The organism is Clostridium thermopalmarium DSM 5974, from assembly GCF_002995795.1.
In the GTDB taxonomy this organism is placed as follows: domain Bacteria; phylum Bacillota; class Clostridia; order Clostridiales; family Clostridiaceae; genus Clostridium_H; species Clostridium_H thermopalmarium.
In genome coordinates, this window is the sequence record NZ_PVXN01000010.1 from 33,414 (window position 1) to 58,336 (window position 24,923).

The window sequence follows — 24,923 nt, forward strand, 5'->3', positions numbered from 1 at the left end:
GTAATATATAGGAGTGGAATAAATGAAATTAGATAAAGACACAATAAAGAAAGATTTTTCTAGAAAGCTTATAACTATGTTTTCAGAAGATGTAGAGGAAGCCTCAAATCTGCATAAATATTTAGCTTTTGGAAGCTTAATAAAAGAATACTGTGCAGAAAATTGGATGATGAGCAATAAAGCATATACAAAAGGTGAAAAAAAGCAGGTTTATTATTTTTCAATGGAATTCTTAATAGGAAAGCTTCTTAGAAGTAATTTATTAAATTTAGGCATAGAAAAAGAAAGTGAAGAAGCTTTAAAAGAATTGGGTATTGACTTAAATGAGCTCGAGGAATCAGAAATGGACGCAGGTCTTGGAAATGGGGGCCTTGGAAGATTAGCTGCTTGTTTTTTGGATTCTATGGCATCTCTTGAGATTCCAGGACATGGTTGTGGAATAAGATATAAATATGGGCTCTTTGAGCAAAAGATAGTAAACGGATATCAAGTTGAGATACCAGATAATTGGCTAAAGGAAGGAAATGTGTGGGAAACAAGAAAGGATGATAAGGCTGTAGTTGTAAAATTTGGCGGTAATGTTACACCGGTTACGATAAATGGTAGGTTAAACTTCATCCACGAAAATTATCGAGCAGTAAAAGCAGTACCTTATGATACTCCAATAATAGGATATAAAAATAAAACTGTAAATACCTTAAGGCTTTGGAGTGCAGAGACATTTGAAAAGGATAAAGAATTAGATTTCTCATCTTTTAAATATGGAAATTATTCTAAGGCTGTAGAATATAAATCTTCAGTAGAATCTATATCTCAAGTGCTCTATCCAGATGATTCCCAAATAGAAGGAAAAATATTAAGACTAAAACAGCAATACTTCTTTGTTAGTGCAGGAATACAAAGCATAATAAGAACTTATAAAAAGAGAAATAAACCAATAAATGAGTTAGACAAATATGTAGCGATTCATATCAATGATACTCATCCTGCTATAGCTGTACCAGAGCTTATGAGAATACTTATGGATGAAGAAGGCTTAGGGTGGGATGAAGCTTTTGAAATAACTAAAAATGTTATATCATATACAAATCATACTATAATGGCAGAAGCACTTGAAAAATGGCCTATTAATATATTTAAGGAATTGCTTCCAAGAATATATATGATTGTAGAGGAAATAAATAGAAGATTTATTGAAGAGCTCAAGTTAAAATACCATGAAGATTGGAACAAGATAAATAGCATGGCAATAATAAGTTCGGGGCAAATTAAAATGGCTAATTTAGCTATAATTGGTGGACATTCAGTAAATGGAGTGGCAAAACTTCATACTGAAATATTAAAAAAGAGAGAACTTGCAAACTTTTATGAACTCTATCCAGAAAGATTTAATAATAAGACTAATGGTATAACTCATAGAAGATGGCTGTTGCAAGCTAATCCCAAGCTTGCTGAACTTATAACAAATACTATAGGAAATGACTGGGTTAGAAATCCTATAAAACTTGACGAGTTAGAAAAGTACGCTAAAGATAGCGGTTTCCAAGAAGAATTATATAATATAAAGAGAAATAATAAAATTAAGTTTGCAAAAGAAGTAGAAAACAAGTATGGAATAGTTGTAAATCCAGATTCTGTTTTTGATGTTCAAGCAAAAAGACTTCATGCATATAAGAGACAGTTACTAAACGTAATTCATATAGCTTATTTATATAATAATTTAAAAGAAAATCCTAATTTAGATATAATACCGCGAACTTTCTTTTTTGCAGCTAAAGCATCTCCTAGCTATTATTTAGCAAAGGAGATTATTAAACTAATAAACACTATTGGAGATAAAGTCAATAATGATAAGTCAATAAGAGATAAGATAAAAGTTATATTCTTGGAAAATTATAGGGTTTCTCTAGCTGAGAAAATAATACCTTGTGCTGATGTCAGTGAACAAATATCAACAGCATCAAAGGAAGCTTCGGGAACAGGAAATATGAAATTTATGATGAATGGTGCTGTTACTATAGCTACTTTAGATGGTGCTAATATAGAAATTAGAGATAGGGTAGGAGAAGAAAATATTGTGACCTTTGGGTTAACTGCAGAAGAAGTTATGAATTATGAGAAAAATGGTGGATACTGGTCAAAAGAATTATATTACAAGGACAGAAGAATTCATACAGTAATAGATCAAATGACTAATGGATATTTTGGAGTGCCAAGTTCTGAATTTAAAGATATTTATAATCACTTAGTTGAGCAGAATGACGAATACTTTGTATTTAAAGATTTTGATTCTTATGTAAAAGCACAGGAAAAGATAGATTTTCTATATAGACAAAGAAGTAAGTGGATGGAAATGTGCGCAATAAATATTGCAAAATCAGGTGCTTTTTCTAGCGATAATACCATTTTGCAGTATGCAAAGGAGATATGGCACAACATATCCACTAGAGATTAGAAATTAAAAAAGAACAAACCCCATTTGGGATTGTTCTTTTTTAGCTAGATTATTCTGTGTCTTTATCTTCTGAAGTGTTAGGGCTGTTAGCTTCATTTTCCATGTTATTAGAAGAGTTATTATCAATTGAATTTGAGTTTACTGTACTACTTTCAGAATTAGGTATATATATTTCTAAGCCTACGCTTAATGCTGAAGGGTTGCTTATATTGTTTTTGCTCATAATTAAATTAACTGCAGAATTAATTTCTATGTTAGGAAGATATTCTTCAGCTATAGTATAAAGGGTATCGCCTTTTTGAACTATGTACTTTGTGCAGTTAGATGTATCTATGTTATTAACTGGTATCATTAATTTAGAACCTACAGTAAGAAGTTCGCGATTTTTGATATTATTTATGGTTTCTAATGTTTTAACAGCATCTTCTTGGCCTTTCCAAGGCATAGTTTTTCTTGCAATGCTAAATAAAGTGTCTCCTTCTTGTACGGTATAATCTATATACCTTTCAACAGAATTATTATTTGTAGTTTTGCTTTCTTCAATATTGAGTGACACATTGTTGTTCTGCTTATTATGTGAAGTAGTATCTTCTGATGTGTCAGTATTTATATTGTTATCATTTTTATTTGAAGAAGAAGTATCTTCAACACTAATAACATTTTCTTTATCTGAGCCATCTATTAAGTTATTTAAGCTTCTTGCCATGAAAAATACTGTTAGAAATAATACTACTGATGATGAAATTATTATTAATGTTTTTTTAATTTTAGAATTCATATACTAAAATACCCCTTTCATAATATGTACTTATCTTGATTATTGACACATATTATTTTTTTAAACTTGTCTAAGCCAATTTTTTTATAAAAAATTTTACATATTTTAATGCTTTTTATGCAAACTCTTATATATAAATATGTTTTTAAGGAGGTATTTCTATGGATTTACAGAGAGTTCATGAAATTATAAATAGTCCTGAAAAGATAACAGTATTATATAAGGAGCATCCAGTATGGATTGAAGAAGTAGATAATAATTCAAAAACAGTACAGGTTAGGACATTAGATACAAAAAAAGTTATGGGAGTATATGTAGAAGATTTAATAGATACAGGAGAAGTTTATGGAGATATAAACCAATAAGGATCTAGGAGTGAATTGAATGTTTATTAGGAGAGATGTGTACGAAACTAAGATAGGAGATTATTTGTTTGTTATGAATGAAAGTAGAGGAGGAATAGAGGTTTTTGATAATCATAATAATATGATAAAAAACATAAATGAAGTTCCAGAAAATTTTAGAGAGTTCAAAGCAAAAGCACATAAAATATATAAAGAAATACAAGAGGAAGAGTAAAGGTTAGAGAAAAATGTTTGGAAGTTTAGTAGCCGCGTTGAGTTTAGAAGTGAAGAAGGCTAGAGAGGAGTATAAATATGGGGAAAATAATAGGACATTATATAATGCCGCACCCGCCAATCATAATTAAAGAGATAGGAAAAGGAGAAGAAAATAAAGCTATAAACACAGTAAGTGCTTGTAATAAGATAGGAGAAGAAATAAGCAAACTTAGACCAGATACAATAATAATTATAACTCCTCATGGACATTTATTTAGAGATGCATTATCTATCTCTATGCTGCCAAAAGTGAGTGGAGATTTAGGAAGCTTTAACGCTCCAGAAGTCAAGTTCAATATTGATGTGGACTTAAAGCTTACAAAAAAGATAAGAGATAAGGCGTATAAAGAAGGAATAATAACTGTTCCAATTGATGAAAAGGCATCTATGCAGTATGGAACATCACCAGAACTTGACCATGGCAGCATGGTGCCTCTTTATTTTGTAAATAATTATTATATAAATTATCAGATAGTCCATATAACTTATGGAATTCTATCCAAAGAGGAGTTATATAGATTCGGAATGATAATAAAAGAATCTGTAGAAGAAAGCAACAGCACAACAGTAGTAATTGCTAGCGGAGATTTATCCCATAGATTAAATAATAAAAGTCCTTATGGAGTCGCAGAGCATGGAGAAGCCTTTGATAAAAAGTGCATGGAATTACTGCAAAATGGAGATATATTAGGCTTATTTAGTCTAGATAGAAAGATTGTAAAAGACGCTGGAGAATGTGGGTTGAGATCCTTCTATATTCTGTCAGGAACTATGGATGGGTGTGAAGTTAAGGGTGAGACTCTATCTTATGAAGGGCCTTTTGGTATTGGGTATGGTGTTATGAAATTTTATACAAGGGAATGCGAAGAGAGAAAACTTCTAAGTAAAATATCAGATATTAAGAAAAAAGAAATGAAGAGAATCAGAGAATGTGAAGATATATATGCAAAATTGGCTAGAAGTAGCCTTGAACATTATGTGAAAACGGGTAAATACATACATGTGCCAGTACTTTATGAAAAGATGCTTACCGAAAGGAATGGAGTTTTTGTGTCAATAAAAAAAGATGGAGAACTTAGAGGATGCATAGGTACTGTTTTTCCTACTACAGATTGTGTAGCAAAAGAAATAATAAAAAATGCAGTAGAAGCAGGACAAAGAGATCCTAGATTTTTACCAGTGGAGGAAAGGGAACTTCCAGATCTTGAATATTCAGTTGATATATTAATGCCTCCAATAAAAGCAACTAAAAAAGAATTAGATCCTAAAAAATATGGAGTAATAGTAAGAAAAGGCTCAAGGATAGGAATTTTGCTTCCAGATTTAGATGGAGTAGATACAGTGGAAGAACAAATATCAATAGCTTTAGAGAAAGCAGATATAGATGAAAATGAAGACTATGAAATAGAGAAATTTGAAGTCATAAGAAAAGGAAGTAAGTGTTAACAACTAATTGTAAAAATAAGGAAAGATGGTATAATTAAATTATAATCTGTACTAAAGTGATAGTAATTAATGTATAAGTTTAAAAAATATTTTAAAAGCTTAAACACAAGAAGTGGGGTGGGGCACAAGAATATGGATATCAAGCTAAGGCAATATATAGACTCTTTGGATGAAGATGTGTTAAGACTTCAAGTAATTGATATGTACAGAATTTTTCCAGAGGTAAAAAAATACTATGATTTAAAGATAAACCCTGATTTAGAAAAAAAACTTTTAGATCAGTATAAAATGTTGATAAAGAAGAAATTCTTTTTTCATAAAGGAAAGGTAAAAGTTAAATATTCAGATATTAGTAAAATTATAAGAGAATTTAATGATAAAGCAACTATGCCTGATAATGTTGTAGAACTAATGCTTTATTATATTGATTTAGGAATAGAACTTGCCAATACTTATGGTATGGTGGAAGAAGAATTCTATATAAATATTGAAGCTACTTTTGTTAAGGCTTTAAAACACATTTTTAGATACGATTTAAAAGATATATTTAAGGATAAAGTGAAGAACATAGTAGAAAGTATTTCAATTACGCAAGGTGATTTTAAAGATAGTATGAGTAATATACTTTTCTCCTATTATTAACCATTTATGTAAATATAAAAATGACTAATAATTTAAGAAAAAATAGAGAAATATAAATTATGTAATATATATGCCAAAAATATAGGAGGAAAAGTACATATGGAAACACAACAAACTATAACAGTTACAAATGAATTTGGAAAAAAAGTAGAACTAGAATTAGTTGACAGAATAAGTATTGGAAAGGATACTTATGTAATAGTAGCTCAGCCAGGAGCAGATACTGCCAATGCTTATAGAGAAGTTAGCAGAAAAAATGGAATGATAGAATATGCATCAATAGGCTCAGGAGCAGAATTCCAAAGAGTTTTAAAAGCTTATAATGAAAAGAATAGTTAGTAATAGAAGCCACCTTAAGGTGGCTTCTATATATACATATAGATTAATTTTCTAAAACTTCTATGTCTTTAGGCATATCAGATTCTATTAACATTTTTCCCTTTTTAGAAAGACTATATATTTTCTCAGGCTTATCCTTGCTTTGACTGCTTTGTAATAATGAACATTTTTCCAAATCCTTAATTGAAGCTCTAACGATAGCGTGGTACTTTTTTACGAAGTTAGAACATATGCTATTAGCATCTAACTGTTTATCTGGGTATAACGTATTCAGTATTTTCTTTGCATAAGGCCTGTGACTCTTTTTTAATTTATCAAGCATAGTAACACCTTCCTATTTTCATATAGTTAAACTTGATAAATAATATGAAAAAGCATGATATATTATTCTTAAAAAAGAAAAAATTTTACATATACATAATAAACTTATATAATTAAGTTGAAAGAGGTACTAGTTATGATGAGATATGTTATAGTATGCTTATTAAAAGGGCAAGTGCTTGATTTTCATGAGACCATAGTAAATCAGGTATGCAAAAAATTCGATGTTAGAAGACAGAGGCTTTCTGCTCATTTTACGATTAAAGCACCTTTTGAAACTGATAATATTAAAGAAATAGAAAAACTCACAGAAGAATTTTGCAGCAAAAATGTAAAAACTTCAATCAAGATAGAAGGCTTTGGACATTTTAGAGATAATGTCATTTTTATGGATATTCATCCTTCAAGAGATGCTTTTAAGGTTCATGATAAATATATTGATGAACTGAAAAAGTTAAGTTGGTTAGAATGGAAGCAAAATGAAGGTGAGAATAAAAAATTTCACTGCACTATTGTCTCAAAAAGAATAAGAGAAAAGTTCAATGATATATGGAAATATGTTTTAAATTATGAAGCAAATTTTGAGACTTATTTTGATAATATATCTATTTTAATATGGAGAAACTATAGATGGGAAACTTATAGAGAATATAAGTTGAGCTAGGTTATACTAACTTATAAATATATCTATAATTAAAAATGTATAATATAAATAAGATAAATGGTAAAAATAAAAGAGTAATGTATCTTAAAAAAGAAAGGATGAAAATTTATGAAAGCTTTTGTAGACCAAGATACTTGTATTGGATGTGGATTATGTCCTTCAATTTGCCCAGATGTTTTTGATATGGGTGATGATGGCAAAGCACATACAATTGTTGATGAGGTTCCAGGAGATGCGGAAGATTGTGCAGTAGAAGCACAAGAATCTTGTCCAGTAAGTGCAATAAAAGTAGAAGATTAATTAAGTATCAAGTTTTATTAAAATTATAAAAGCCGCGATGTTGTATACGCGGCTTTTATATTATACTTCTTTATGGCCACTTTTTAAATCCTTTATTATGTTAAATAGATTATCTATGTGATAATTATATACAATATCTAAGTCAGAATTAGAAGGTTCTAATTTCTGCTTATCTATATCAAATAAAGCCTTTGCCTTAACAAGGTTTTTCTCATTAAGAAAACATGTAGAATTTAATGAATTAAGCATAAATAAATGGCTATAAGCTTTTTTGGAAAGCTTAAGAACTCTTTGAATATCAGCTATTTTATCATAATTATTTTTCTTAGGTATAATCTCATCCATATAAGATTTTATTAGGTTTTCAAGAGAAGATATTTTATTATTTAAAACTGATAAATCTACATCTTTATTATGGCAGAGTTTATCGCAAAAAAGGTTATCTATTATAGATATTATTTCTTCTTTAAACTTATATAAATTATCAAAATACTTAGGCGGATATATAAAATAATTTACTAAAACCGCAAAAAAAATTCCTATAAAGGTTTCTATAAGTCTGTGTATGCTATAAGAAAGAGGAGTTGTATCGTCTAAATTAACCATAATGGCAATAAAAACAATGCAAGCTATAGATATAGATTTATTATATCCTAGTATATAGCATATGTGAATTAAAATAACAATGCCTATAGCAACAAGGAATGAATTTCCCGGCTGGATTAGAGCAAATATAAATCCTATCAAAGCTCCAATGAAAGTTCCTATCATCCTATTTTTCCCGGTTTTAAATGTTTCATAAACGGAACTTTGCATACATATTACTGCAGCTATACAGGCATAAAATGGAGAATCGAAAGCACGAAACATTCTTATAATCAATATGCATAAAAAAACAGAGATAGCTGTTTTCAGGTTTCTCATACCCACTTTTTTCATGTTAAAATAGTCCTCCCTTAGTAAAGTGAATTGCATTATTAGTATATCATACATAATTGATTAATTATAGTAAATGGCAAATAGAGTAATACTATTGCTCCTTAAAATTATGTATAATTCAATGCTTATAAGCTAATATTAATATTAACGTATAAAAACACTAACCTTTGGTAACTATATGTGAAGTTGTTAATAGTTTCTAAATACTTGGGGGTGCTAATATGGTAAGATCTATTGAATTTATGAATTTTAAAGCTTTTAAGGATTCTGGTAAAGTGGATTTAAAGAAGATAAATATACTAGTTGGTCCTAACAGTGGAGGAAAGTCTAGCTTTATAAAAGGAATACTCTTATTAAAAAATACCATGGAGAGCAAGTATAAAGAAACTGCCATAGATATGAACAAGGAAATAGGAGATTATACAAGTTTAGTTTACAATCATGATTATAATAATAAAATAGGTTTTAAAATAGAATTTAATAAAGATTCTTTGAAAAAAAGCTTAAATACAGAATACATACTATTTAAAATGGCTTATGAAATTAGAAATAAAGCAAAAGAAGATGTAAAAGATATCTTAGACGAACTAATTAAAAAAAGTGAAAGCTATTCTTTAAATGAAATAAGCTTTTTCTTAAATAAAAATGAAAAGGAAAGGATAGTTGTAGATAAATTTAAAGTAAAATATGAAGGAGACAAGGAACTAGAAATATACTGGAATGGGCAAGATTATTGTGTGAATATAAATGACATTATTATAAAGATTCCTAACTTAATAGTCCCTGATAGGTTTTGCTTTAAAATAAATGAAGAACATTTAACAGAGGCAACTATAGATGAGCTTAAAAACATTGCTATAGTGTATGTTACATTTGAAATTATAAAAATAAAATTAAAAGAATTTACGGAAAATATAATTTACATATCTTCTTTTAGAAATAAGCCTGAAAGAGTTGAATACATAACTAAGCTATCCTGCTTTGATACTGTAGGAAGCAGAGGAGAAAATATGATATCTACTCTTATGAGTGCAGAAAACAATACAAGAGAAAAAATAAATTTTTGGCTAAAGGAATTTGATTTAGCTGAAAGCATAGAGGTTAAATCCTTTGGGAATGGAACATATTCTCTATTTATAAAAGATAAGTCTACAGGTATAACAAATAATTTATTAGATGTAGGTGTAGGTACATCGCAGTTGTTGCCTATTATAGTTGAATCTATAAATTCTAAAGATAATAGCACCATTATTATTGAAGAACCAGAGGTACACATTCATCCAGGTGCTCAATCGAAATTAGGAGATTTATTCGTTGAATGCTGTAAAGAGGGAAATAAACAATTTATAATAGAAACTCACAGTATATTTCTAGTGACTCAAATTGAAATATTAGTGGCTCAAGGGAAAATAGATGCTAAGGATGTAGGAGTGTATTACTTTAGATATGGTGAAAATGGTGCCATAGTGAAAGATATGAAACTAAGTTCTAATGGACAATTTGAGGAATCTTGGCCTACTGGCTTTTTTGATGTCAATTATAATTTAGGAAAGACCTTATTTGAATTTATGTAAGATAGGTGAAAGTAATGAGACTAGATATTATTTTAGACAAAAATATTATAAAAAATAAGTTTAATATAGATACAAAATATGATATTCTAAGAAACCGGATAAATAGGCATAGATTAGTGGTAAGCAATGAACTGAAAGCTATATGGGATGAGGATGCTGAAAAAAATAACTATAAAAAGGCTTATGATGAATGGTTTTTATCTATATTAAGAGAAAAAACAAAAGTTAAGAAAGTAAATATAGAAGATCTAAAGAAGGGTGATGATGGAACTTTAGATGAAGGAGAGATATTAATAAAAACAGCTCTTTTATCAGAGGATAAAATATTGATAGGGAACTATTATAATAGCAACATAAAAGGAAGGTATAGTCAAATTAAATTTATATCTGAAGAAATATTCATGAAGGAGGATAAGCAAACTGTAAAGCTTAGCAATATAGAAGATGTTCTTGTTAGGAATAAATATGATATATTATTTGATATTTATGAAACTCCTGTAAGAATAGAAGTAACTTATGGAAATGCAGATATATTAGCAAAGTATTTATCTAAATTTTATAAAAATACAAAGAGTATTACAATAAAAGATAAATATCTAAACAATACAGAAAATGAGAGAAATCTCAATAAATATATATTAAAATATATAAACAAAAAAGACTGCAAAATAAAATTTATAACGTATTGGGATAAAAAAACTAAAGATAATTTAAAGGAAAAGTTTACAAACTATGAAGGATATAATAGTGAGGTCATTTTATCAAAAAAAGAGATGGCTCACAGCTCATATATTGAAACGGATGAATACATAATAGATTTAGGATATAGATTAAAGGTCTTTGGAGGATCGGAAAATGATGGAGAGACTGAATATGAGATAATCAATATAACAAGAAAGTAGAATTTAACAATAATAAATTTTAAGCTCTAGGACACTCTAAATAGTGAGGTTATATTTTAACCAAGAAATTGGAGGTGTCCTATATTGAAAGAGGAGCTAATGAATAATAGAGAAAGTCATGATCATAATAGAAGATTGTTCAATAAAAAGGGATATAAATCAACAGAAAATCAGTTTGCTAAAAATCAAATTGTGCAAACTATAGAAAGTAATGTTTATAACAAGAGTGGAATAGAAGCGAAGAAAAAATATGAGTTAGATTGATAATGTTTTAGGTTTAAAAAGGTAATTACGCTATAAGAATTTATAAGGTGTGATTACCTTTTTTATTATATGCAAAAAGGTATCTATATGTGAAAGAAAATTTAAAAAATTAAAAAAATTATAAAAAAACTTTGTTAAATGATTGACAATATATAAAAAAGATGATATATTATATACAAAGATAAATTAATTATTTTGAAAGTTGATTTAAAACTATAAAAATTAAGGTCATAAAGAAATAAGGTTACAGGGGGTTGGGAAAATGAAAGAAATAAAAGTAAGAGATATTTTAGGAACTAATTTTACACCAGAGGATATTATAGTTTTGAAGCAAATGATGGATTCGCATATAGATGATGATGTGGTATTAGATTTTGAAAATTTTGAACAAGTTTCGTGTTCATTTTTCGCAACATTATTAGTAAATCTTTTTTTCAAAAAAGGAAGAGAACATGTTTTATCACATTTAAAAGTTAAAAATTTAACCAATACTGAAGCTTTCAAGAGAGTTGCTTATGGAACATCCATTTATAAAAACTAAGTAAATAATAATTGCCCACATTAAATTAATAATAAATCCCAAACAAAGAGTGCTTGTTAAAAAGCACTTTTTGTTTGGGATTTAGTTATATAAAGGATAAGTTTACAAAAAATTAAATATACAACTTACTTTACTTTTACAATATTTATGAGATAATAATAGCAATTTCATGCAAAAAGGAGTATGTTGTTATGGGGAAAGAATTCTTAAAGGCGATGCTTAAAGCAACTTCTGAAGGAATTATAATCACTGACGACAGTTTAAGAGTTGTAGAATATAATGATGTAGCTTTAGGAGCGTTGGGGGTTACACGGAATGAACTTAAAAATAAAAATATTAAGGAATTTATAACTAATATTGATTTGATAAATAAATGTATTAAATCGAGAAAAGTTTATAAAAGTGAAGAGTGTATTTTTACTATTAATGAAAATAGAATTAGATGCATTACCAATATAGTGCCAGTAGAAAATGAAGAAAAAGTAATAGGAATTATTATTACATTTAGAGACACAAGACATATACATAGAGTAGTAAATAATGTGGTAGGATATAGTGCCACATTTACTTTTGAGGACATAATAACTAAAAATCAGAATATGAAAAAGATAATTCGATGTGCTAAGAAGGCAGCAAATACAGATTGTAATATTTTGCTTGAAGGTAGTAGTGGTACTGGAAAAGAAGTTTTTGCTCAGGCTATTCACAATTATAGCAAAAGAGCAAGAGGGCCTTTCGTTGCTGTAAACTGTGCTGCTATACCAAGAGATCTTGTAGAAAGTGAACTTTTTGGGTATGAGAAGGGAGCCTTTACTGGAGCTAATAAGGGAGGATATCCTGGAAAATTTGAATTGGCTGAGGGTGGTACCATATTTTTAGATGAGATAGGGGAATTGCCTCTAGATATTCAAGCTAAACTTCTTAGAGTTTTAGATAATCATAAGATAGTAAGGGTTGGTTCCACCTATGAAAAAAAGGTTAATGTAAGAGTTATAGCTGCTACTAATAGAAACTTAATCGATGAAGTGGAAAAAAGAAATTTTAGATATGATTTATATTACAGATTAAACGTAATCGGCATTAAGCTTATGGATCTTAAAGATAGAAAGGAAGATATTGAACCATTAATAAAATATTTTATTTATAAGCTAAATAAGCAGAATATGAAAAATAAAGAAATAGAAAAAAATGTTATAGAAGAATTAAAAGAATATAAATGGTTAGGAAATGTAAGAGAACTTAGAAATTTAGTAGAGAAAGCATATTATCTTTGTGATGATATAATAACTAAAGATTTCATCAATAATTTATTAAGTCATAAACCAAGATTTATGGAGAAAATAAAAAGCAATGATAATGAAGTGGCTTTAAGTAAGGATGATATAATGCCTCTTAAACTTATTGAGGAACAGAGTATAAGAAAAGCTTTGATATGCTGTAAGGGCAATGCTGATGAGGCTGCAAAAATTTTAGGTATAAGCAGAGCTACTATTTATAGAAGAATAAATAAATATGGAATAAAGATTAGCTGAAATATGACATTAAAGTTATAATAAGCGAAGCTTTTAACGTAAAAACTGCAGCATAAGAAAGCTGCAGTTTTTAGCTATTGGATATCTATTTTTCTTCTGTTTTCCTTTCCTTTATTTAATTTAGGAAGCATAATTTTTAAAACACCATCATTAAAAGTTGCTGTTATATTATTTTCATCTACATTGTCTATATAGAAGCTTCGCTTTAATTCTCCATAGCGTCTTTCACGTCTGACGTAATTTTCATTTTTGTCTTCTAAAGATTCATCACGTTTTGCACTAATTGTTAGGTAATTGTTGCTAAAGTCTATATCGATAGCTTCTTTTTTAACTCCAGGTAAATCCGCTTCTACTAAATAATTTTCATCGGTTTCTTTCAAGTCTACTCTAAAACTTCCTTGAAAGTTAGCTACAGCATTAAAGAAGTCATCATCAAAAAAGTTTCTAAATAATGGAGAAAAGAAATCATCTCTTCTAGCTAAGTTATTTCTTCTAAAAGGAATCATATCAAACATTATTAAATCCCTCCAATACATATTTGATATATTTTTAATTTATATCTATATATTAGAACAAAGGTCAAAGAAAGTCAAAGTCTAAAATTGATAGCTTCTTCAACCTATATTAAAAAAAATAATGAAACAGTTTCATAAATTATTTTAAACAAAATTTTAAGAAATAAACTTGGTTGTTTTAAGGAATTTTCAAAATTAAAGTTAAATTTTTGAAAAAATTTTTTGTGAAATTATATTGACAACTAACTATAAAGTTTTTATAATAATAAGAAAATTTATAAACTATTTTATATTTGAAAGCTAAGACGGAGAGAAAAATACCATGTTTTTATCTAAAGAGAGCTAATATTTGGTGAAAGTTAGTGTTAAAAAGGTATATAATGATCACTCCAGAGCTGCTGAACTGAAAAAGCTTCTTTTAGTAGGTGAGGACGGTAGTCACCGATAAATGACTAGGGGCTAAGTAAAAATACTTCGGCCTGATAATGAGGCATTTTTCTGAGTGCAAATTAGGGTGGTACCACGAATATTAATCCTTCGTCCCTATGAATAAATGTTCATAGGGACGAAGGATTTTTTGTAAAAGAGTCTTAAAAGACTGTTCTTACTTGATTAAAGTATGGCACAAGTGTTCAAGGGTAAGGAGGTGTAAAGTTTTTACAAGGGGCATAATCCTTTATGGTTTTTATTTTAAAATAATAGAATTAAATAAAAGGGGGAAATAATGTATGAAAAGAGATAATTTTGCAACTAGATTAGGGCTTTTAGCTGCAGCAGCAGGTTCAGCGGTAGGTTTAGGGAATATATGGAAATTCCCTTATATAACAGGTAAGAATGGTGGAGCAGCATTTATATTAGTTTATTTAGTATGTATTGTTCTTATAGGAGTACCGGTTATGCTTTCAGAATTTGCATTAGGAAGGAAGACACAAGCTAATGCAGTGGGAGCATATAAAAAACTGGAACCTAAAAAGTCATGGTATTTGACGGGAATACTAAGCGTTTTAACTGCATTTATAATATTATCATACTACGCTATAATAGCAGGATGGGTGTTTTCATATATATCTAAAGCTATAACAGGAAAATTAACAAGTGTAGCACCATCTGCTTTAGGGGATTACTTTAATGGAATTATATCTCAAACTGCACAGCCTTTATTCTGGAATTTCGTTGTATTAGCAATAACAGCTTTTGTGGTAATTGCAGGTGTAAAGGATGGAGTAGAAAAGTATAGCAAAATGTTGATGCCAATTTTATTTGTATTATTAATTATACTAATGGTTAGGTCAGTGACTTTACATGGGGCATCAAAAGGCTTGGAATTTTTATTTAAGCCTGATTTTTCTCAACTTACTCCAGCATCTATTTTAGAAGCTGTAGGACATGCGTTTTACTCCCTTAGCTTAGGAATGGGAATAATTATGACATATGGTAGTTATATAAAGAAGGAAGAGAATCTAGTATCCTTATCTCTTCAAGTAACAGTATTAGATACCTTAGTTGCATTAATGGCAGGAATAGTTATTTTTCCAGCAGTATTTGCCTATGGATTAGAGCCAAACTCTGGACCAGCACTTATATTTGTTACCTTACCTGCTGTATTTAAATCAATGCCATTTGGGTCATTTTTCGCAACACTCTTCTTTGCATTAATTGCAATAGCAGCTATAACTTCAACTATATCACTTTTAGAAGTTGTAGTAGCTTGCTTTACAGAACAATTTAGCATTGAAAGAAAAAAAGCTACTATTCTCATTAGCATAGCTTTATTTATAGTAGGAATACCAAGTACTTTATCTTTTGGAGTATGGAGTGACGTTTCAATATTTGGCAAAAGTATATTTGATGCTTTTGATTTCCTAACATCTAATATATTCTTGCCTTTTGCAGGAATATTAGTTTGTATCTTTGTTGGATGGATATGGGGGTCTAAAAATGCAGCAAAAGAAATATCTAGTTATGGAGCATTTTCATTTAAGTTAGAAAAAGTATATAGTTTCGTAGTTAAGGTACTTGCACCAGTGGTTATAGGGATGATCTTTTTATACTTTACAGGAATAATGGATAAATTAAAGAGTGTAGGAACTATGTTACCTAATATAGTTTTAGGAGTAATAGGATTGTTAACTATAATTCTTGCACTTCTACACTTTAAAACTGAAAATTCAAATGCATCAGAAGTATAAAGAAAATGAATTCAAATGCTGAATTGGGAAAATCTCAATTCAGCATTTATTTTTTAATTTAGCATTAGATGCTACGTATTTTAGACTGGAGAATGAGTGGATGGGAATTTAGGAAAACTGAATAGGGAAATAAACTAGAATTGACAAAAAGTCTATTGTATTATATATATTATATTTTTATGTAAAGAAGGGAGAAAAAAAATGATTAAAAAGTTTATAGGATATTATAAACCTCATATGAAACTTTTTATATTGGATATGGTGTGTGCATTTTTGGCAGCTGCTGCAGATCTTTTTTATCCAATGATATCTAGAAAGATTATAAATGATGTAATACCTAATAGGCAATTAAGCCTTTTATATAAGTTAATTATATTCTTAGCAGCATTATATATATTAAAGCTTATATTTAATTATATAGTTGAATATTGGGGACATGTGGTAGGAGTAAGAATGCAGTATGATATGAGGAAAGAGATATTTTCTCATCTTCAAAAGCTGCCTTTTAGTTATTTTGATGATAACAAGACAGGACATATTATGTCTAGAATAGTGAATGATTTAATGGAGGTATCAGAGCTTGCCCATCACGGACCAGAAGATTTATTTATATCTTTAGTAATGCTTGTAGGAGCTTTTGTAGCTTTATGCACTATTGATTGGAGACTTACATTAATAGTGTTTGCTTTTGTACCAGTCATGATCATATTTTCTATAAAGAAAAGGGTCAAAATGACTAATGCTTTTAAAGAAGTTAGAAAAAAGGTTGCTGATGTAAATGCTCAGCTTGAGAACAGTATATCTGGAATAAGAGTTGCAAAATCTTTCACTAATGAAGATTATGAGATGAAAAAGTTTAATGAAGGAAACGATAAGTTTAGAATATCAAGAGAGTTTGCGTATAAAGCTATGGCAGAGTTTTATTCTGGAATACATTTTTTAATCGATGTATTAAATGTAATTGTAATTTGTGTAGGGGGAATATTCACATATAAGGGAATAATAACTTCTGGAGATTTAGTAGCCTATCTTTTATACATTAGTATATTCATGCAGCCTATTAGAAGGCTTACCTCATTCATAGAGCAATATCAATCAGGAATGGCAGGTTTTGAAAGATTTATGGAAATAATGAACATACAACCTGACATAAAAGATAGAGAAGATGCCGTAGAGCTTAAAGATGTAAAGGGAGACATTGAGTTTAGAAATGTTGCTTTTAACTATAATGATAAGAAATCTGTATTATCAAACATTAATCTTAAGGTGGAGGCGGGTAAAACTCTAGCCTTAGTAGGACCATCAGGAGGCGGAAAAACTACTCTTTGCCATCTTATACCTAGATTTTATGAAGTTACAGAAGGGGGTATATTTATAGATGGTAAAAATATAAAAGATTTAACTTTAGAATCTCTTAGAAAAAATATAGGTATTGTGCATCAGGATGTATTTTTATTTACAGGAACCATAAAAGAAAATATCCTTTATGGAAATCCAGATGCTACAGATAAAGAAGTAATAGATGCGGCTAAAAGGGCTAACATTCATGATTTTATAATAAATCTTCCAGATGGCTATGATACTTACGTAGGAGAGAGAGGAATAAAGTTATCAGGAGGACAGAAGCAAAGGATATCAATAGCAAGAGTATTCTTAAAAAATCCTCCAATACTAATATTAGACGAAGCTACATCAGCCTTAGACAATGCTACAGAGATAATTATTCAAAAATCCCTTGAAAAATTATCAGAAGGCAGAACCACCATAGTTGTTGCTCACAGGCTTTCTACTATAAAAAATGCAGATGAAATAATAGTTCTAACAGCTAATGGAATTGAAGAAAAAGGATCTCATGAAGAGCTTATAAAGAAAAACGGAATATACGCTAAACTTTATAATTCACAATTTAAAGGTTATATTCCAGACGAAGTGGAATAAAATGAAGCTTATAAATTTAGAAATAGCAGTTTGCGACTGAAGAATATTATGTTAATTAGAATATTAAGTTTTGACAGTATCATGTTTGATTTGGTCATAGTATAAGCAAATTAAACTCAGTATACTATAGATATGGTAAATGATATAAACATAAATGTTGAATAGATAGAGGGGAGAATTTGAGATGTCAAATATATTGGAACAGTTTTCAATGGACTTCTTTTCTTTAAAAGGAAAAGTAGCAATAGTTACAGGTGGAAATACAGGATTAGGTCAAGGGTATGTTGTTGCATTAGCAAAGGCAGGAGCAGATCTGTTTGTCCCAACTTATGATAATAACTGGGATGAAACACGTGAATTAGTAGAAAAAGAAGGAAGAAAAATTGAATTTATACAAGGTGATTTAACTAAAGATGAATTTAGGAATGAAGTTGTTAATAAATGCCTAGAGAAATTTGGAAAAATAGATATATTAATTAATAATGCTGGAACTATTAGACGTGCACCATTGTTAGAATATAAAGATACAGACTGGGATGCAGTAATGGCAATAAATATTGATGCTGTTTATAAATTAAGCCAGAGAGTTGCGAGAGTTATGGCAGAACAAAAGTCAGGGAAAATTATTAATATTGCCTCAATGTTAACTTTCCAAGGAGGAAAATTCGTACCGCCATATACAGCAAGTAAGCATGCAGTTGCAGGGATTACAAAAGCTTTTGCTAACGAATTAGCTTCTTATAATATTCAAGTCAACGCAATCGCACCAGGATATGTTAAAACTGCTAATACTGCTCCAATCCGTGCAGATGAAACTCGTAATAAGGAAATTTTAGATCGCATTCCTGCAGGACGCTGGGCAGAACCATTTGATTTAATGGGAACAGTAGTATTTTTAGCAAGTCGTGCTTCTGATTATGTTAATGGGCATATTTTAGCCGTTGATGGCGGATGGTTGGTTAGATAGGTTATTGGTGGCTGATTTGTTTTAGCCACCAATAAAAAAAGTATCAAAGAAAACGCTTTCTTAATGATTAATAATTAATATAGAGGGGGTTTAGAAATGCAAATAACAAAAGAAGCTTTGATGGATAAACTTGAAAAGGTAGTAAATAAGTTAGTTAATTTAGATGAACCAAACTTTGATAAAAAGTTGCTAGATGAGGGGGATGCAGCAATTTCAAAAGGTGTAATTGCGCGTGACTTTGGAATAAAAGAATGGGATTGGCCACAAGGTGTAGGAATTCATGGATTATGGCAGCTTGGAAAGTATAAGAAAACAGGAGAATACAATGAATTTTTATATAAATGGTATGTAGACAATATCAATTTTGGACTACCTTCACGTAATGTTAACACAACAGCCCCATTATTAACTTTAGTTGAATTATGTGATGTGTATAATGAAAAAAGATTTGAAGACTTATGTTTAGACTGGGCAAATTGGTTAATGAATGATTTACCACGTACAAAAGAAAATGGATTTCAACATGTAACAACAGACATTAAAAATCGAAATGGCGTAATTTTAAATGAAAGTCAATTATGGATAGATACCTTATTTATGATGGTATTATTCTTAAATAAAATGGGAGTTAAATATAACAAAAAAGAATGGATTGAAGAATCCATTTACCAAGTATTGATCCACATTAAATACTTATATGAGAAGAAAAATGGGTTATTTCATCATGGATGGAGTTTTAAAGAAAATAGTAATTTCGGTGAAGTGTTCTGGTGCCGTGGGAACTCGTGGTTTACAAATGGAATAATGGATTTTATTGAGAATTCAGGAGAGTATTTAGATGAAGGTACAAAAACATTTATCATAAACACTTATAAAGCTCAAGTTGATGCTTTAATTAAATTACAATCTGAAAACGGTTTATGGCATACAGTTTTAGATGATCCAACTAGCTATGTAGAAGTTTCAGGATCATCAGCTATAGCAGCAGGTATTTTAAAAGGCGTAAGAAGTGGCATTTTAGATGAGTCTTATAGAAAGTATGCATTAAAGGCAATTAAAGCTATTTTAAATAATGTTGATGAAGATGGAACAGTATTAAATGTATCTGGTGGAACAGGAATTGGATATAATAAAGAACACTATAAAAATATTATCGTTGCACCTATGGCTTATGGACAATCATTAGCAATTATAGCTTTAACTGAAGCCTTATATCATATCTAGATTTTGTGAAGTTTAGAAAAGTTAAATATATGAAAATAATAGAGGTGAAAGTATGAAAAGAGTAAAATTAATAGGTGTTGCATTGTGTGTGGCAGCAACTTTATTTACAGGATGCGGAAAAACTACTTTAGCAGAAGAAAAAGTAACTCTAAGATTAGCTCATACACAGACACCGGACTCAGAAGTTGCTCAAATAGTAGACAAGTTTGCAGAAGAAGTAAACAATTCAAGTGTTAATTTAGAGATGGAGATTTATCCAAGTGGTACTTTAGGCTCAGAAAGAGATACAATTGAGCTTGTAAAAGCTGGAGTTTTAGATATGGCTAAGGTTGGAGCTTCTTCATTAGACCAATTCAATAGTGCTTATTCTATATTTTCGTTACCATATGTTTTCCAAAGCACGGAACATTATTATAATGCTTTAGAAAACAGTGAGGCTGTAAAGGATATTATGATGAGTGGAAAGGAAAAGGGGTATATAGCTTTAGGATTTTATGCATCTGGAGCAAGAAACGTTTATACAACTAAAGATGAACCAGCTATTGATCCAAGTAAATTAAAAGGTTTAAAAATACGTGTAATGGAAAGTCCAACTGCTAAAAAGATGATTAGTTTAATGGGAGGATCTCCAGTACCAATGGCTGTAGGGGAGGTTTATACGGCATTACAACAAGGATTATTAGATGGTGGAGAGAATACAGAAATGGCACTTACAGTAAATAAACATGGTGAAGTTGCTAAATCATATACATATACTGAGCACCAATATACACCAGATGTAGTTATTATAAGCACCAAGGTTTGGGATAAACTGAATGATAAACAAAAACAAGCTCTACAGGATGCAATGCATAAAAATAGCGAAGAGTATAAAAAATCTTATAATAATATGATTAATAATGCAGTAAAAGAGGCAGAAAAAATGGGCGTTAAATTCTATCGTATAGATAAGAAGCCATTTATTGAAGCTGTACAGCCAATGCATGAAGAATATAAAGCAAAAGGACCTAAGTTTGCAGAATATTACAATGATATACAAAAATACATTCCTGCTAGTACAGAAACTTCAGAGGAAAAAAGCAATTGAAATGCTGTAAAGGAGTTGAAATAATGATAAAAGCATTAAATAAATTCATTGAGTGGATTACAGCTATTGGTATGGGTGCATTAGTAATAGCATGTGTTTGGCAAGTTGTCTCTAGATATATAGTAGGTAAACCAAGTACTATTACAGAAGAATTTATGAGATACGGGTTAATATGGATAACTATGCTTGCTTCGCCTTATGCATATGGAAAAGGTAAGCAGTTGATGATTACATTTGCAGTAAAAAGAGGTTCAGAAAGATTTCAAGCAATTATTGGAGTCCTTGTTGGAGTTATCACTGCGGTATTTTCTGGTGGTGTATTAATTATCGGTGGAACTAGAGTTGCAAATAACGCTGTGGGCCAAGTATCTTCTTCAATGCAAATGCCTATGCAGTTTTTATACTATTCATTAGTTCTTAGTGGCATATTAATGTTGTTATATGCGATTATAGGAATTAAAGATGATATTATGAAGCTACAACACGGAGGCGCAAAAATTGAAAAAGATTATATGAAGTTGAAGAAAGTTTAATAGCAAAAGGAGGTTAAATTTATGGCAGCACAAGCAGGGATTTTATTAGCAATTATATTCTTTGGTATGTTATTCTTTAGCATACCAATAGCAATATGTATTGTAGCAGCATCCTTTGTTACACTTACGGCTTTATTAACATTGGATTTTGGAGTGTTTGTTTCAGCACAAAAATTAATAACAGGTATGGATAGTTTTACATTACTAGCGGTACCATTTTTTATACTAGCAGGTCTTTTCATGAGCAATGGAGGTATTGCACAGAAATTAATAAATTTAGCTCAAATTTTTGTAGGACGTATTCCTGGTTCTTTAGCATTAGCTAATGTTGCCGGAAATGCTATGTTTGGATCAATATCTGGTTCTGGTATTGCGGCTGCAACTGCTATTGGCGGCGTATTAGGACCAATAGAAAAAGAAAATGGATATGATAGAGCTTATTCAGCTGCTGTAAATATTTCAACTGCACCAGTAGGACAATTAATCCCTCCTACTGCAGCATTTATAGTTTACTCCTTAGCAAGTGGGGGAACATCTATAGCAGCACTATTTATAGCAGGTTGGATTCCAGGTTTATTATGGGCTTTTGCTTGTGCACTTGTAGCATGGTACTATGCAAAAAAACATAATTATGTTGCTAGAACTTCAGGATTTAATACAAAAGAAGCTTTTCATGCTTTTATTGACGCTATACCAAGCTTGTTTTTAATAGTTATTATTATAGGAGGTATTACTGGTGGAATTTTTACTGCTACAGAAGCTGCAGGAGTAGCAGTTGCATATACATTTATATTATCAGTATTCTTCTATAAAACAATCAAAGTTTCAGATATACCAAAATTATTAACAGAAACTGCTGTTATGACATCAGTAATTATGCTTATCATTGGAGCATCATCAGTTATGTCATTCGTTATGTCCTTTACAGGAATTCCAACAGCAATTAGTAAGATGATTTTAAGTATATCAGATAATCCTATAATTATATTACTAATTATAAATATATTACTATTAATTATAGGAACTTTTATGGATGTGGCACCAGCCCTCCTGATATTTACTCCAATCCTATTACCTATTGCAGTACAATGCGGAATGGATTCAGTACAATTTGGTGTCATGATGGTATTTAATCTAGCCGTAGGAACAATTACACCACCAGTTGGAAGCGTATTATTTGTTGGATGTAGCATAGCCGACTTAGAAATAGAAGATGTCTTGAAGAAGATTATACCATATTTTGTAGCAATATTAATAGTATTGCTAATGGTAACGTTTATTCCAGGAATCAGTATATGGCTTCCTAAGACCTTTGGTTTGATGTAATAATGATAATATATTAAGTATTAAATTAAGTGAAACTAAATATCAAGTAGAATTTATTCTGTTTGATATTTAGTTCAATTTATTAATCAATCATTTGACTAACTATAAACTTATTATATGAGGAGGAATAAGTATGCAAATAAGATATTCACATCATCCACAATATGTAAAAAGAATGACAACTGAAGAAATAAGAGAAAACTTTTTAATAAAAGAGGTATTTTTAGCTGATGAAATAGCTTTAACTTACTGTTATGATGATAGAGTGATTGCAGGAGGTGCAATGCCTGTTAAAGAAATTTTATCTTTAGAAGCTGGAGATAAAATGGGAGTTGATTACTTCTTGGAGCGCCGTGAATTAGGAGTTATTAATATTGGTGGACCAGGAGTTATAATTTTAGATAGTACAGAATATGAACTAAGCAAAGAAGACGGTATGTATGTTGGAATGGGAACAAAAGAAGTCAAATTTAAGTCTGTAGATGCAAATAATCCAGCAAAGTTTTACTTAAATTCAGCTCCAGCACACCATACATATCCAACTGTTCAAATAACACTAGAGAAAGCAAACAAGGTACATTTAGGTTCAAATGAGGAGTCAAACAAAAGAACAATTAATCAATATGTACATCCATCAGTTTGCAAGTCATGCCAATTAGTTATGGGACTAACTAAACTTGAACCAAACAATATTTGGAATACAATGCCATGTCATACTCATGACCGTCGCATGGAAGTATATCTATATTTTGATTTAGATAATGATTCAAAAGTATTTCATTTTATGGGAGAACCTAATGAAACACGACATATCGTGGTTTCAAATGAGCAAGCTGTTGTTTCGCCATCTTGGTCTATTCACTCAGGAGTAGGAACAAAAAATTATACATTCATATGGGGTATGGCTGGTGAAAACCAAACTTTTGACGATATGGACCATGTGCCAATGAATGATTTAAGATAATGCGAGGTATTTTCATATGATACGATTAGGATTAAGAGCCCATGACTTAGGTGCAGGTACTGTGGAGGAATTAGCGGATAAACTAGAAAAGACCAACTTGAAGTGCATACAATTGGCTTTACCTAAGGCTATTAATAACATTCCTTTTACTCCAGGGACCTTTTCTCCAGGATTAGCACGTCATGTTCGAAAAACATTAGAAGCTAAAGGTATAGATGTAGCAGTATTAGGATGTTATATCAACTTTATGCATCCAGATTTAAATGAGCGTAGAAAAGAGTTTGAAAAATTTAAAGAGCATATTCGCTTTGCTAAGGAATTTGGAGCAATGATCGTAGGTACAGAATCTGGCTCATATAATCCTGATTTTTCTTTTAATAGGAAAAATCATACAGAAGAAGCTTTTGCAGAATTTATTGTAGGATTAAAGGAATTAGTTAAAGAGGCAGAAAAGTATAATACTATTATTGGGCTTGAAGGAGTAACAAAATACGTTGTAAATACACCGGAACGTATTAGACAAATGCTTGACATCATTGATTCTCCTAATCTAAAAATAATTTTAGATCCTATAAATCTTCTTTCTTTTGATAATTATAAGCGGCAGGATGAGATCATAAAAAAATGCTTTGATTTATTTGCAGATGATATTATGGTTATTCATGCTAAAGACTTTGTTGTAGAAAATAATGAAATTCGTGAAGTTGCACCTGGAGAAGGAAAAGGTGAATTTAATTACAAGCTGCTTATGGAATTGTTAAAAAAGCATAAACCTTATATTGAAGTTTTAATGGAAAATACAACAATTGATACTTATGAAAGAAGCGCTGAGTATATTATGTCATTTGTAGATAATGAGTAAA

Annotated in this window: 26 protein-coding genes and 1 other annotated feature; of the genes, 22 read left to right on the top strand and 4 right to left on the bottom strand. The window is 30.0% G+C overall.

Going from position 1 to position 24,923, the window contains the following annotated elements; all coding sequences use genetic code 11:
• Positions 1-22: 22 nt before the first annotated feature.
• On the top strand, positions 23-2,455 hold the full coding sequence (locus CPAL_RS02565; protein ID WP_106024036.1) for a glycogen/starch/alpha-glucan phosphorylase: 2,433 nt from the start codon (positions 23-25) through the stop codon (positions 2,453-2,455).
• 49 nt (positions 2,456-2,504) lie between these two features.
• Here CPAL_RS02565 and CPAL_RS02570 read toward each other — a convergent pair whose 3' ends face one another.
• Positions 2,505-3,233, bottom strand: a complete 729-nt coding sequence (locus CPAL_RS02570) for a LysM peptidoglycan-binding domain-containing protein (RefSeq protein ID WP_061858736.1) — start codon at positions 3,231-3,233, stop codon at positions 2,505-2,507.
• Positions 3,234-3,394: 161 nt separating this feature from the next.
• Between CPAL_RS02570 and CPAL_RS02575 the strand changes: the two genes are divergently transcribed.
• The 5 genes from CPAL_RS02575 (at position 3,395) to CPAL_RS02595 (ending at position 6,280) form a co-directional block, all read left to right on the top strand.
• On the top strand, positions 3,395-3,598 hold the full coding sequence (locus CPAL_RS02575) for an H-type small acid-soluble spore protein (RefSeq protein WP_061858737.1): 204 nt from the start codon (positions 3,395-3,397) through the stop codon (positions 3,596-3,598).
• A gap of 19 nt (positions 3,599-3,617) precedes the next feature.
• Positions 3,618-3,812 carry a hypothetical protein gene (locus CPAL_RS02580; protein WP_061858738.1) on the top strand — a complete coding sequence of 65 codons (195 nt, stop codon included), beginning with the start codon at positions 3,618-3,620 and terminating at the stop codon, positions 3,810-3,812.
• Positions 3,813-3,889: 77 nt separating this feature from the next.
• Complete coding sequence (gene amrA / locus CPAL_RS02585; RefSeq protein ID WP_061858739.1) at positions 3,890-5,299, top strand: AmmeMemoRadiSam system protein A; 1,410 nt, start codon at positions 3,890-3,892, stop codon at positions 5,297-5,299.
• A 132-nt stretch (positions 5,300-5,431) separates the two neighbouring features.
• A complete protein-coding gene (locus CPAL_RS02590) occupies positions 5,432-5,941 on the top strand; it encodes a DUF6155 family protein (RefSeq protein WP_106024037.1) in 510 nt (169 codons plus the stop codon).
• 99 nt (positions 5,942-6,040) lie between these two features.
• Positions 6,041-6,280 carry a DUF1292 domain-containing protein gene (locus tag CPAL_RS02595; RefSeq protein ID WP_061858741.1) on the top strand — a complete coding sequence of 80 codons (240 nt, stop codon included), beginning with the start codon at positions 6,041-6,043 and terminating at the stop codon, positions 6,278-6,280.
• 43 nt (positions 6,281-6,323) lie between these two features.
• Here the strand turns inward: CPAL_RS02595 and CPAL_RS02600 are convergent, their stop codons facing one another.
• Complete coding sequence (locus tag CPAL_RS02600; RefSeq protein WP_061858742.1) at positions 6,324-6,602, bottom strand: winged helix DNA-binding protein; 279 nt, start codon at positions 6,600-6,602, stop codon at positions 6,324-6,326.
• A gap of 135 nt (positions 6,603-6,737) precedes the next feature.
• Here CPAL_RS02600 and CPAL_RS02605 point away from each other — a divergent pair, with 135 nt between their 5' ends.
• A complete protein-coding gene (locus CPAL_RS02605) occupies positions 6,738-7,265 on the top strand; it encodes a 2'-5' RNA ligase family protein (protein WP_106024038.1) in 528 nt (175 codons plus the stop codon).
• A gap of 108 nt (positions 7,266-7,373) precedes the next feature.
• The gene (locus tag CPAL_RS02610; protein ID WP_061858744.1) at positions 7,374-7,565 is read left to right on the top strand and encodes a ferredoxin; all 192 of its coding nucleotides are present in this window, start codon (positions 7,374-7,376) and stop codon (positions 7,563-7,565) included.
• A gap of 60 nt (positions 7,566-7,625) precedes the next feature.
• On the opposite strand, the gene CPAL_RS02615 is transcribed toward CPAL_RS02610, so the two are convergent.
• A complete protein-coding gene (locus tag CPAL_RS02615) occupies positions 7,626-8,504 on the bottom strand; it encodes an FUSC family protein (protein ID WP_061858745.1) in 879 nt (292 codons plus the stop codon).
• Positions 8,505-8,725: 221 nt separating this feature from the next.
• Here CPAL_RS02615 and CPAL_RS02620 point away from each other — a divergent pair, with 221 nt between their 5' ends.
• From CPAL_RS02620 to CPAL_RS02640, 5 genes are all read left to right on the top strand, one after another.
• Positions 8,726-10,078, top strand: coding sequence for an AAA family ATPase (locus CPAL_RS02620; RefSeq protein ID WP_106024039.1), 1,353 nt, complete (start codon positions 8,726-8,728; stop codon positions 10,076-10,078).
• 14 nt (positions 10,079-10,092) lie between these two features.
• Positions 10,093-10,980, top strand: coding sequence for a hypothetical protein (locus CPAL_RS02625; protein ID WP_061858747.1), 888 nt, complete (start codon positions 10,093-10,095; stop codon positions 10,978-10,980).
• An 84-nt stretch (positions 10,981-11,064) separates the two neighbouring features.
• The gene (locus tag CPAL_RS02630; protein ID WP_061858748.1) at positions 11,065-11,244 is read left to right on the top strand and encodes a hypothetical protein; all 180 of its coding nucleotides are present in this window, start codon (positions 11,065-11,067) and stop codon (positions 11,242-11,244) included.
• Between the two features lie 262 nt (positions 11,245-11,506).
• Positions 11,507-11,785, top strand: coding sequence for an STAS-like domain-containing protein (locus CPAL_RS02635; protein ID WP_061858749.1), 279 nt, complete (start codon positions 11,507-11,509; stop codon positions 11,783-11,785).
• A 191-nt stretch (positions 11,786-11,976) separates the two neighbouring features.
• Complete coding sequence (locus CPAL_RS02640) at positions 11,977-13,317, top strand: sigma-54 interaction domain-containing protein (RefSeq protein WP_061858750.1); 1,341 nt, start codon at positions 11,977-11,979, stop codon at positions 13,315-13,317.
• Between the two features lie 74 nt (positions 13,318-13,391).
• Here the strand turns inward: CPAL_RS02640 and hsp18 are convergent, their stop codons facing one another.
• Positions 13,392-13,832, bottom strand: coding sequence for a heat shock protein Hsp18 (gene hsp18 / locus CPAL_RS02645; RefSeq protein ID WP_061858751.1), 441 nt, complete (start codon positions 13,830-13,832; stop codon positions 13,392-13,394).
• Positions 13,833-14,125: 293 nt separating this feature from the next.
• Positions 14,126-14,380, top strand: a binding site (T-box leader).
• Positions 14,381-14,560: 180 nt separating this feature from the next.
• On the opposite strand from hsp18, the gene CPAL_RS02650 reads away from it, so the two are divergent.
• The 9 genes from CPAL_RS02650 (at position 14,561) to CPAL_RS02690 (ending at position 24,922) form a co-directional block, all read left to right on the top strand.
• On the top strand, positions 14,561-16,021 hold the full coding sequence (locus CPAL_RS02650; RefSeq protein ID WP_082787889.1) for a sodium-dependent transporter: 1,461 nt from the start codon (positions 14,561-14,563) through the stop codon (positions 16,019-16,021).
• 201 nt (positions 16,022-16,222) lie between these two features.
• Positions 16,223-17,959 (top strand): ABC transporter ATP-binding protein, encoded by a 1,737-nt coding sequence (locus CPAL_RS02655; protein WP_106024040.1) that lies wholly within the window; start codon positions 16,223-16,225, stop codon positions 17,957-17,959.
• 184 nt (positions 17,960-18,143) lie between these two features.
• Positions 18,144-18,926 carry a 2-dehydro-3-deoxy-D-gluconate 5-dehydrogenase KduD gene (gene kduD, locus CPAL_RS02660; protein WP_061858753.1) on the top strand — a complete coding sequence of 261 codons (783 nt, stop codon included), beginning with the start codon at positions 18,144-18,146 and terminating at the stop codon, positions 18,924-18,926.
• 96 nt (positions 18,927-19,022) lie between these two features.
• Positions 19,023-20,150, top strand: a complete 1,128-nt coding sequence (locus CPAL_RS02665; protein WP_061858754.1) for a glycoside hydrolase family 88/105 protein — start codon at positions 19,023-19,025, stop codon at positions 20,148-20,150.
• 52 nt (positions 20,151-20,202) lie between these two features.
• Positions 20,203-21,237, top strand: a complete 1,035-nt coding sequence (locus CPAL_RS02670) for a TRAP transporter substrate-binding protein (RefSeq protein ID WP_061858755.1) — start codon at positions 20,203-20,205, stop codon at positions 21,235-21,237.
• A 23-nt stretch (positions 21,238-21,260) separates the two neighbouring features.
• Positions 21,261-21,770: a TRAP transporter small permease gene (locus CPAL_RS02675; RefSeq protein WP_061858756.1), complete on the top strand. Its 510-nt coding sequence runs from the start codon at positions 21,261-21,263 to the stop codon at positions 21,768-21,770.
• Positions 21,771-21,791: 21 nt separating this feature from the next.
• A complete protein-coding gene (locus CPAL_RS02680; RefSeq protein ID WP_061858757.1) occupies positions 21,792-23,096 on the top strand; it encodes a TRAP transporter large permease in 1,305 nt (434 codons plus the stop codon).
• 133 nt (positions 23,097-23,229) lie between these two features.
• On the top strand, positions 23,230-24,060 hold the full coding sequence (kduI, locus tag CPAL_RS02685) for a 5-dehydro-4-deoxy-D-glucuronate isomerase (RefSeq protein ID WP_061858758.1): 831 nt from the start codon (positions 23,230-23,232) through the stop codon (positions 24,058-24,060).
• 16 nt (positions 24,061-24,076) lie between these two features.
• The gene (locus CPAL_RS02690) at positions 24,077-24,922 is read left to right on the top strand and encodes a sugar phosphate isomerase/epimerase family protein (RefSeq protein WP_061858759.1); all 846 of its coding nucleotides are present in this window, start codon (positions 24,077-24,079) and stop codon (positions 24,920-24,922) included.
• Position 24,923: the final 1 nt, after the last annotated feature.

What these genes read in the sequence shown, in the direction of transcription:
- CPAL_RS02565 (WP_106024036.1), top strand. Translation starts at nt 23, where the DNA reads ATGAAATTAGATAAAGACACAATAAAGAAAGATTTTTCTAGAAAGCTT.
- CPAL_RS02570 (WP_061858736.1), bottom strand. Translation starts at nt 3,233, where the DNA reads ATGAATTCTAAAATTAAAAAAACATTAATAATAATTTCATCATCAGTA.
- CPAL_RS02575 (WP_061858737.1), top strand. Translation starts at nt 3,395, where the DNA reads ATGGATTTACAGAGAGTTCATGAAATTATAAATAGTCCTGAAAAGATA.
- CPAL_RS02580 (WP_061858738.1), top strand. Translation starts at nt 3,618, where the DNA reads ATGTTTATTAGGAGAGATGTGTACGAAACTAAGATAGGAGATTATTTG.
- amrA (WP_061858739.1), top strand. Translation starts at nt 3,890, where the DNA reads ATGGGGAAAATAATAGGACATTATATAATGCCGCACCCGCCAATCATA.
- CPAL_RS02590 (WP_106024037.1), top strand. Translation starts at nt 5,432, where the DNA reads ATGGATATCAAGCTAAGGCAATATATAGACTCTTTGGATGAAGATGTG.
- CPAL_RS02595 (WP_061858741.1), top strand. Translation starts at nt 6,041, where the DNA reads ATGGAAACACAACAAACTATAACAGTTACAAATGAATTTGGAAAAAAA.
- CPAL_RS02600 (WP_061858742.1), bottom strand. Translation starts at nt 6,602, where the DNA reads ATGCTTGATAAATTAAAAAAGAGTCACAGGCCTTATGCAAAGAAAATA.
- CPAL_RS02605 (WP_106024038.1), top strand. Translation starts at nt 6,738, where the DNA reads ATGATGAGATATGTTATAGTATGCTTATTAAAAGGGCAAGTGCTTGAT.
- CPAL_RS02610 (WP_061858744.1), top strand. Translation starts at nt 7,374, where the DNA reads ATGAAAGCTTTTGTAGACCAAGATACTTGTATTGGATGTGGATTATGT.
- CPAL_RS02615 (WP_061858745.1), bottom strand. Translation starts at nt 8,504, where the DNA reads ATGAAAAAAGTGGGTATGAGAAACCTGAAAACAGCTATCTCTGTTTTT.
- CPAL_RS02620 (WP_106024039.1), top strand. Translation starts at nt 8,726, where the DNA reads ATGGTAAGATCTATTGAATTTATGAATTTTAAAGCTTTTAAGGATTCT.
- CPAL_RS02625 (WP_061858747.1), top strand. Translation starts at nt 10,093, where the DNA reads ATGAGACTAGATATTATTTTAGACAAAAATATTATAAAAAATAAGTTT.
- CPAL_RS02635 (WP_061858749.1), top strand. Translation starts at nt 11,507, where the DNA reads ATGAAAGAAATAAAAGTAAGAGATATTTTAGGAACTAATTTTACACCA.
- CPAL_RS02640 (WP_061858750.1), top strand. Translation starts at nt 11,977, where the DNA reads ATGGGGAAAGAATTCTTAAAGGCGATGCTTAAAGCAACTTCTGAAGGA.
- hsp18 (WP_061858751.1), bottom strand. Translation starts at nt 13,832, where the DNA reads ATGTTTGATATGATTCCTTTTAGAAGAAATAACTTAGCTAGAAGAGAT.
- CPAL_RS02650 (WP_082787889.1), top strand. Translation starts at nt 14,561, where the DNA reads ATGAAAAGAGATAATTTTGCAACTAGATTAGGGCTTTTAGCTGCAGCA.
- CPAL_RS02655 (WP_106024040.1), top strand. Translation starts at nt 16,223, where the DNA reads ATGATTAAAAAGTTTATAGGATATTATAAACCTCATATGAAACTTTTT.
- kduD (WP_061858753.1), top strand. Translation starts at nt 18,144, where the DNA reads ATGTCAAATATATTGGAACAGTTTTCAATGGACTTCTTTTCTTTAAAA.
- CPAL_RS02665 (WP_061858754.1), top strand. Translation starts at nt 19,023, where the DNA reads ATGCAAATAACAAAAGAAGCTTTGATGGATAAACTTGAAAAGGTAGTA.
- CPAL_RS02670 (WP_061858755.1), top strand. Translation starts at nt 20,203, where the DNA reads ATGAAAAGAGTAAAATTAATAGGTGTTGCATTGTGTGTGGCAGCAACT.
- CPAL_RS02675 (WP_061858756.1), top strand. Translation starts at nt 21,261, where the DNA reads ATGATAAAAGCATTAAATAAATTCATTGAGTGGATTACAGCTATTGGT.
- CPAL_RS02680 (WP_061858757.1), top strand. Translation starts at nt 21,792, where the DNA reads ATGGCAGCACAAGCAGGGATTTTATTAGCAATTATATTCTTTGGTATG.
- kduI (WP_061858758.1), top strand. Translation starts at nt 23,230, where the DNA reads ATGCAAATAAGATATTCACATCATCCACAATATGTAAAAAGAATGACA.
- CPAL_RS02690 (WP_061858759.1), top strand. Translation starts at nt 24,077, where the DNA reads ATGATACGATTAGGATTAAGAGCCCATGACTTAGGTGCAGGTACTGTG.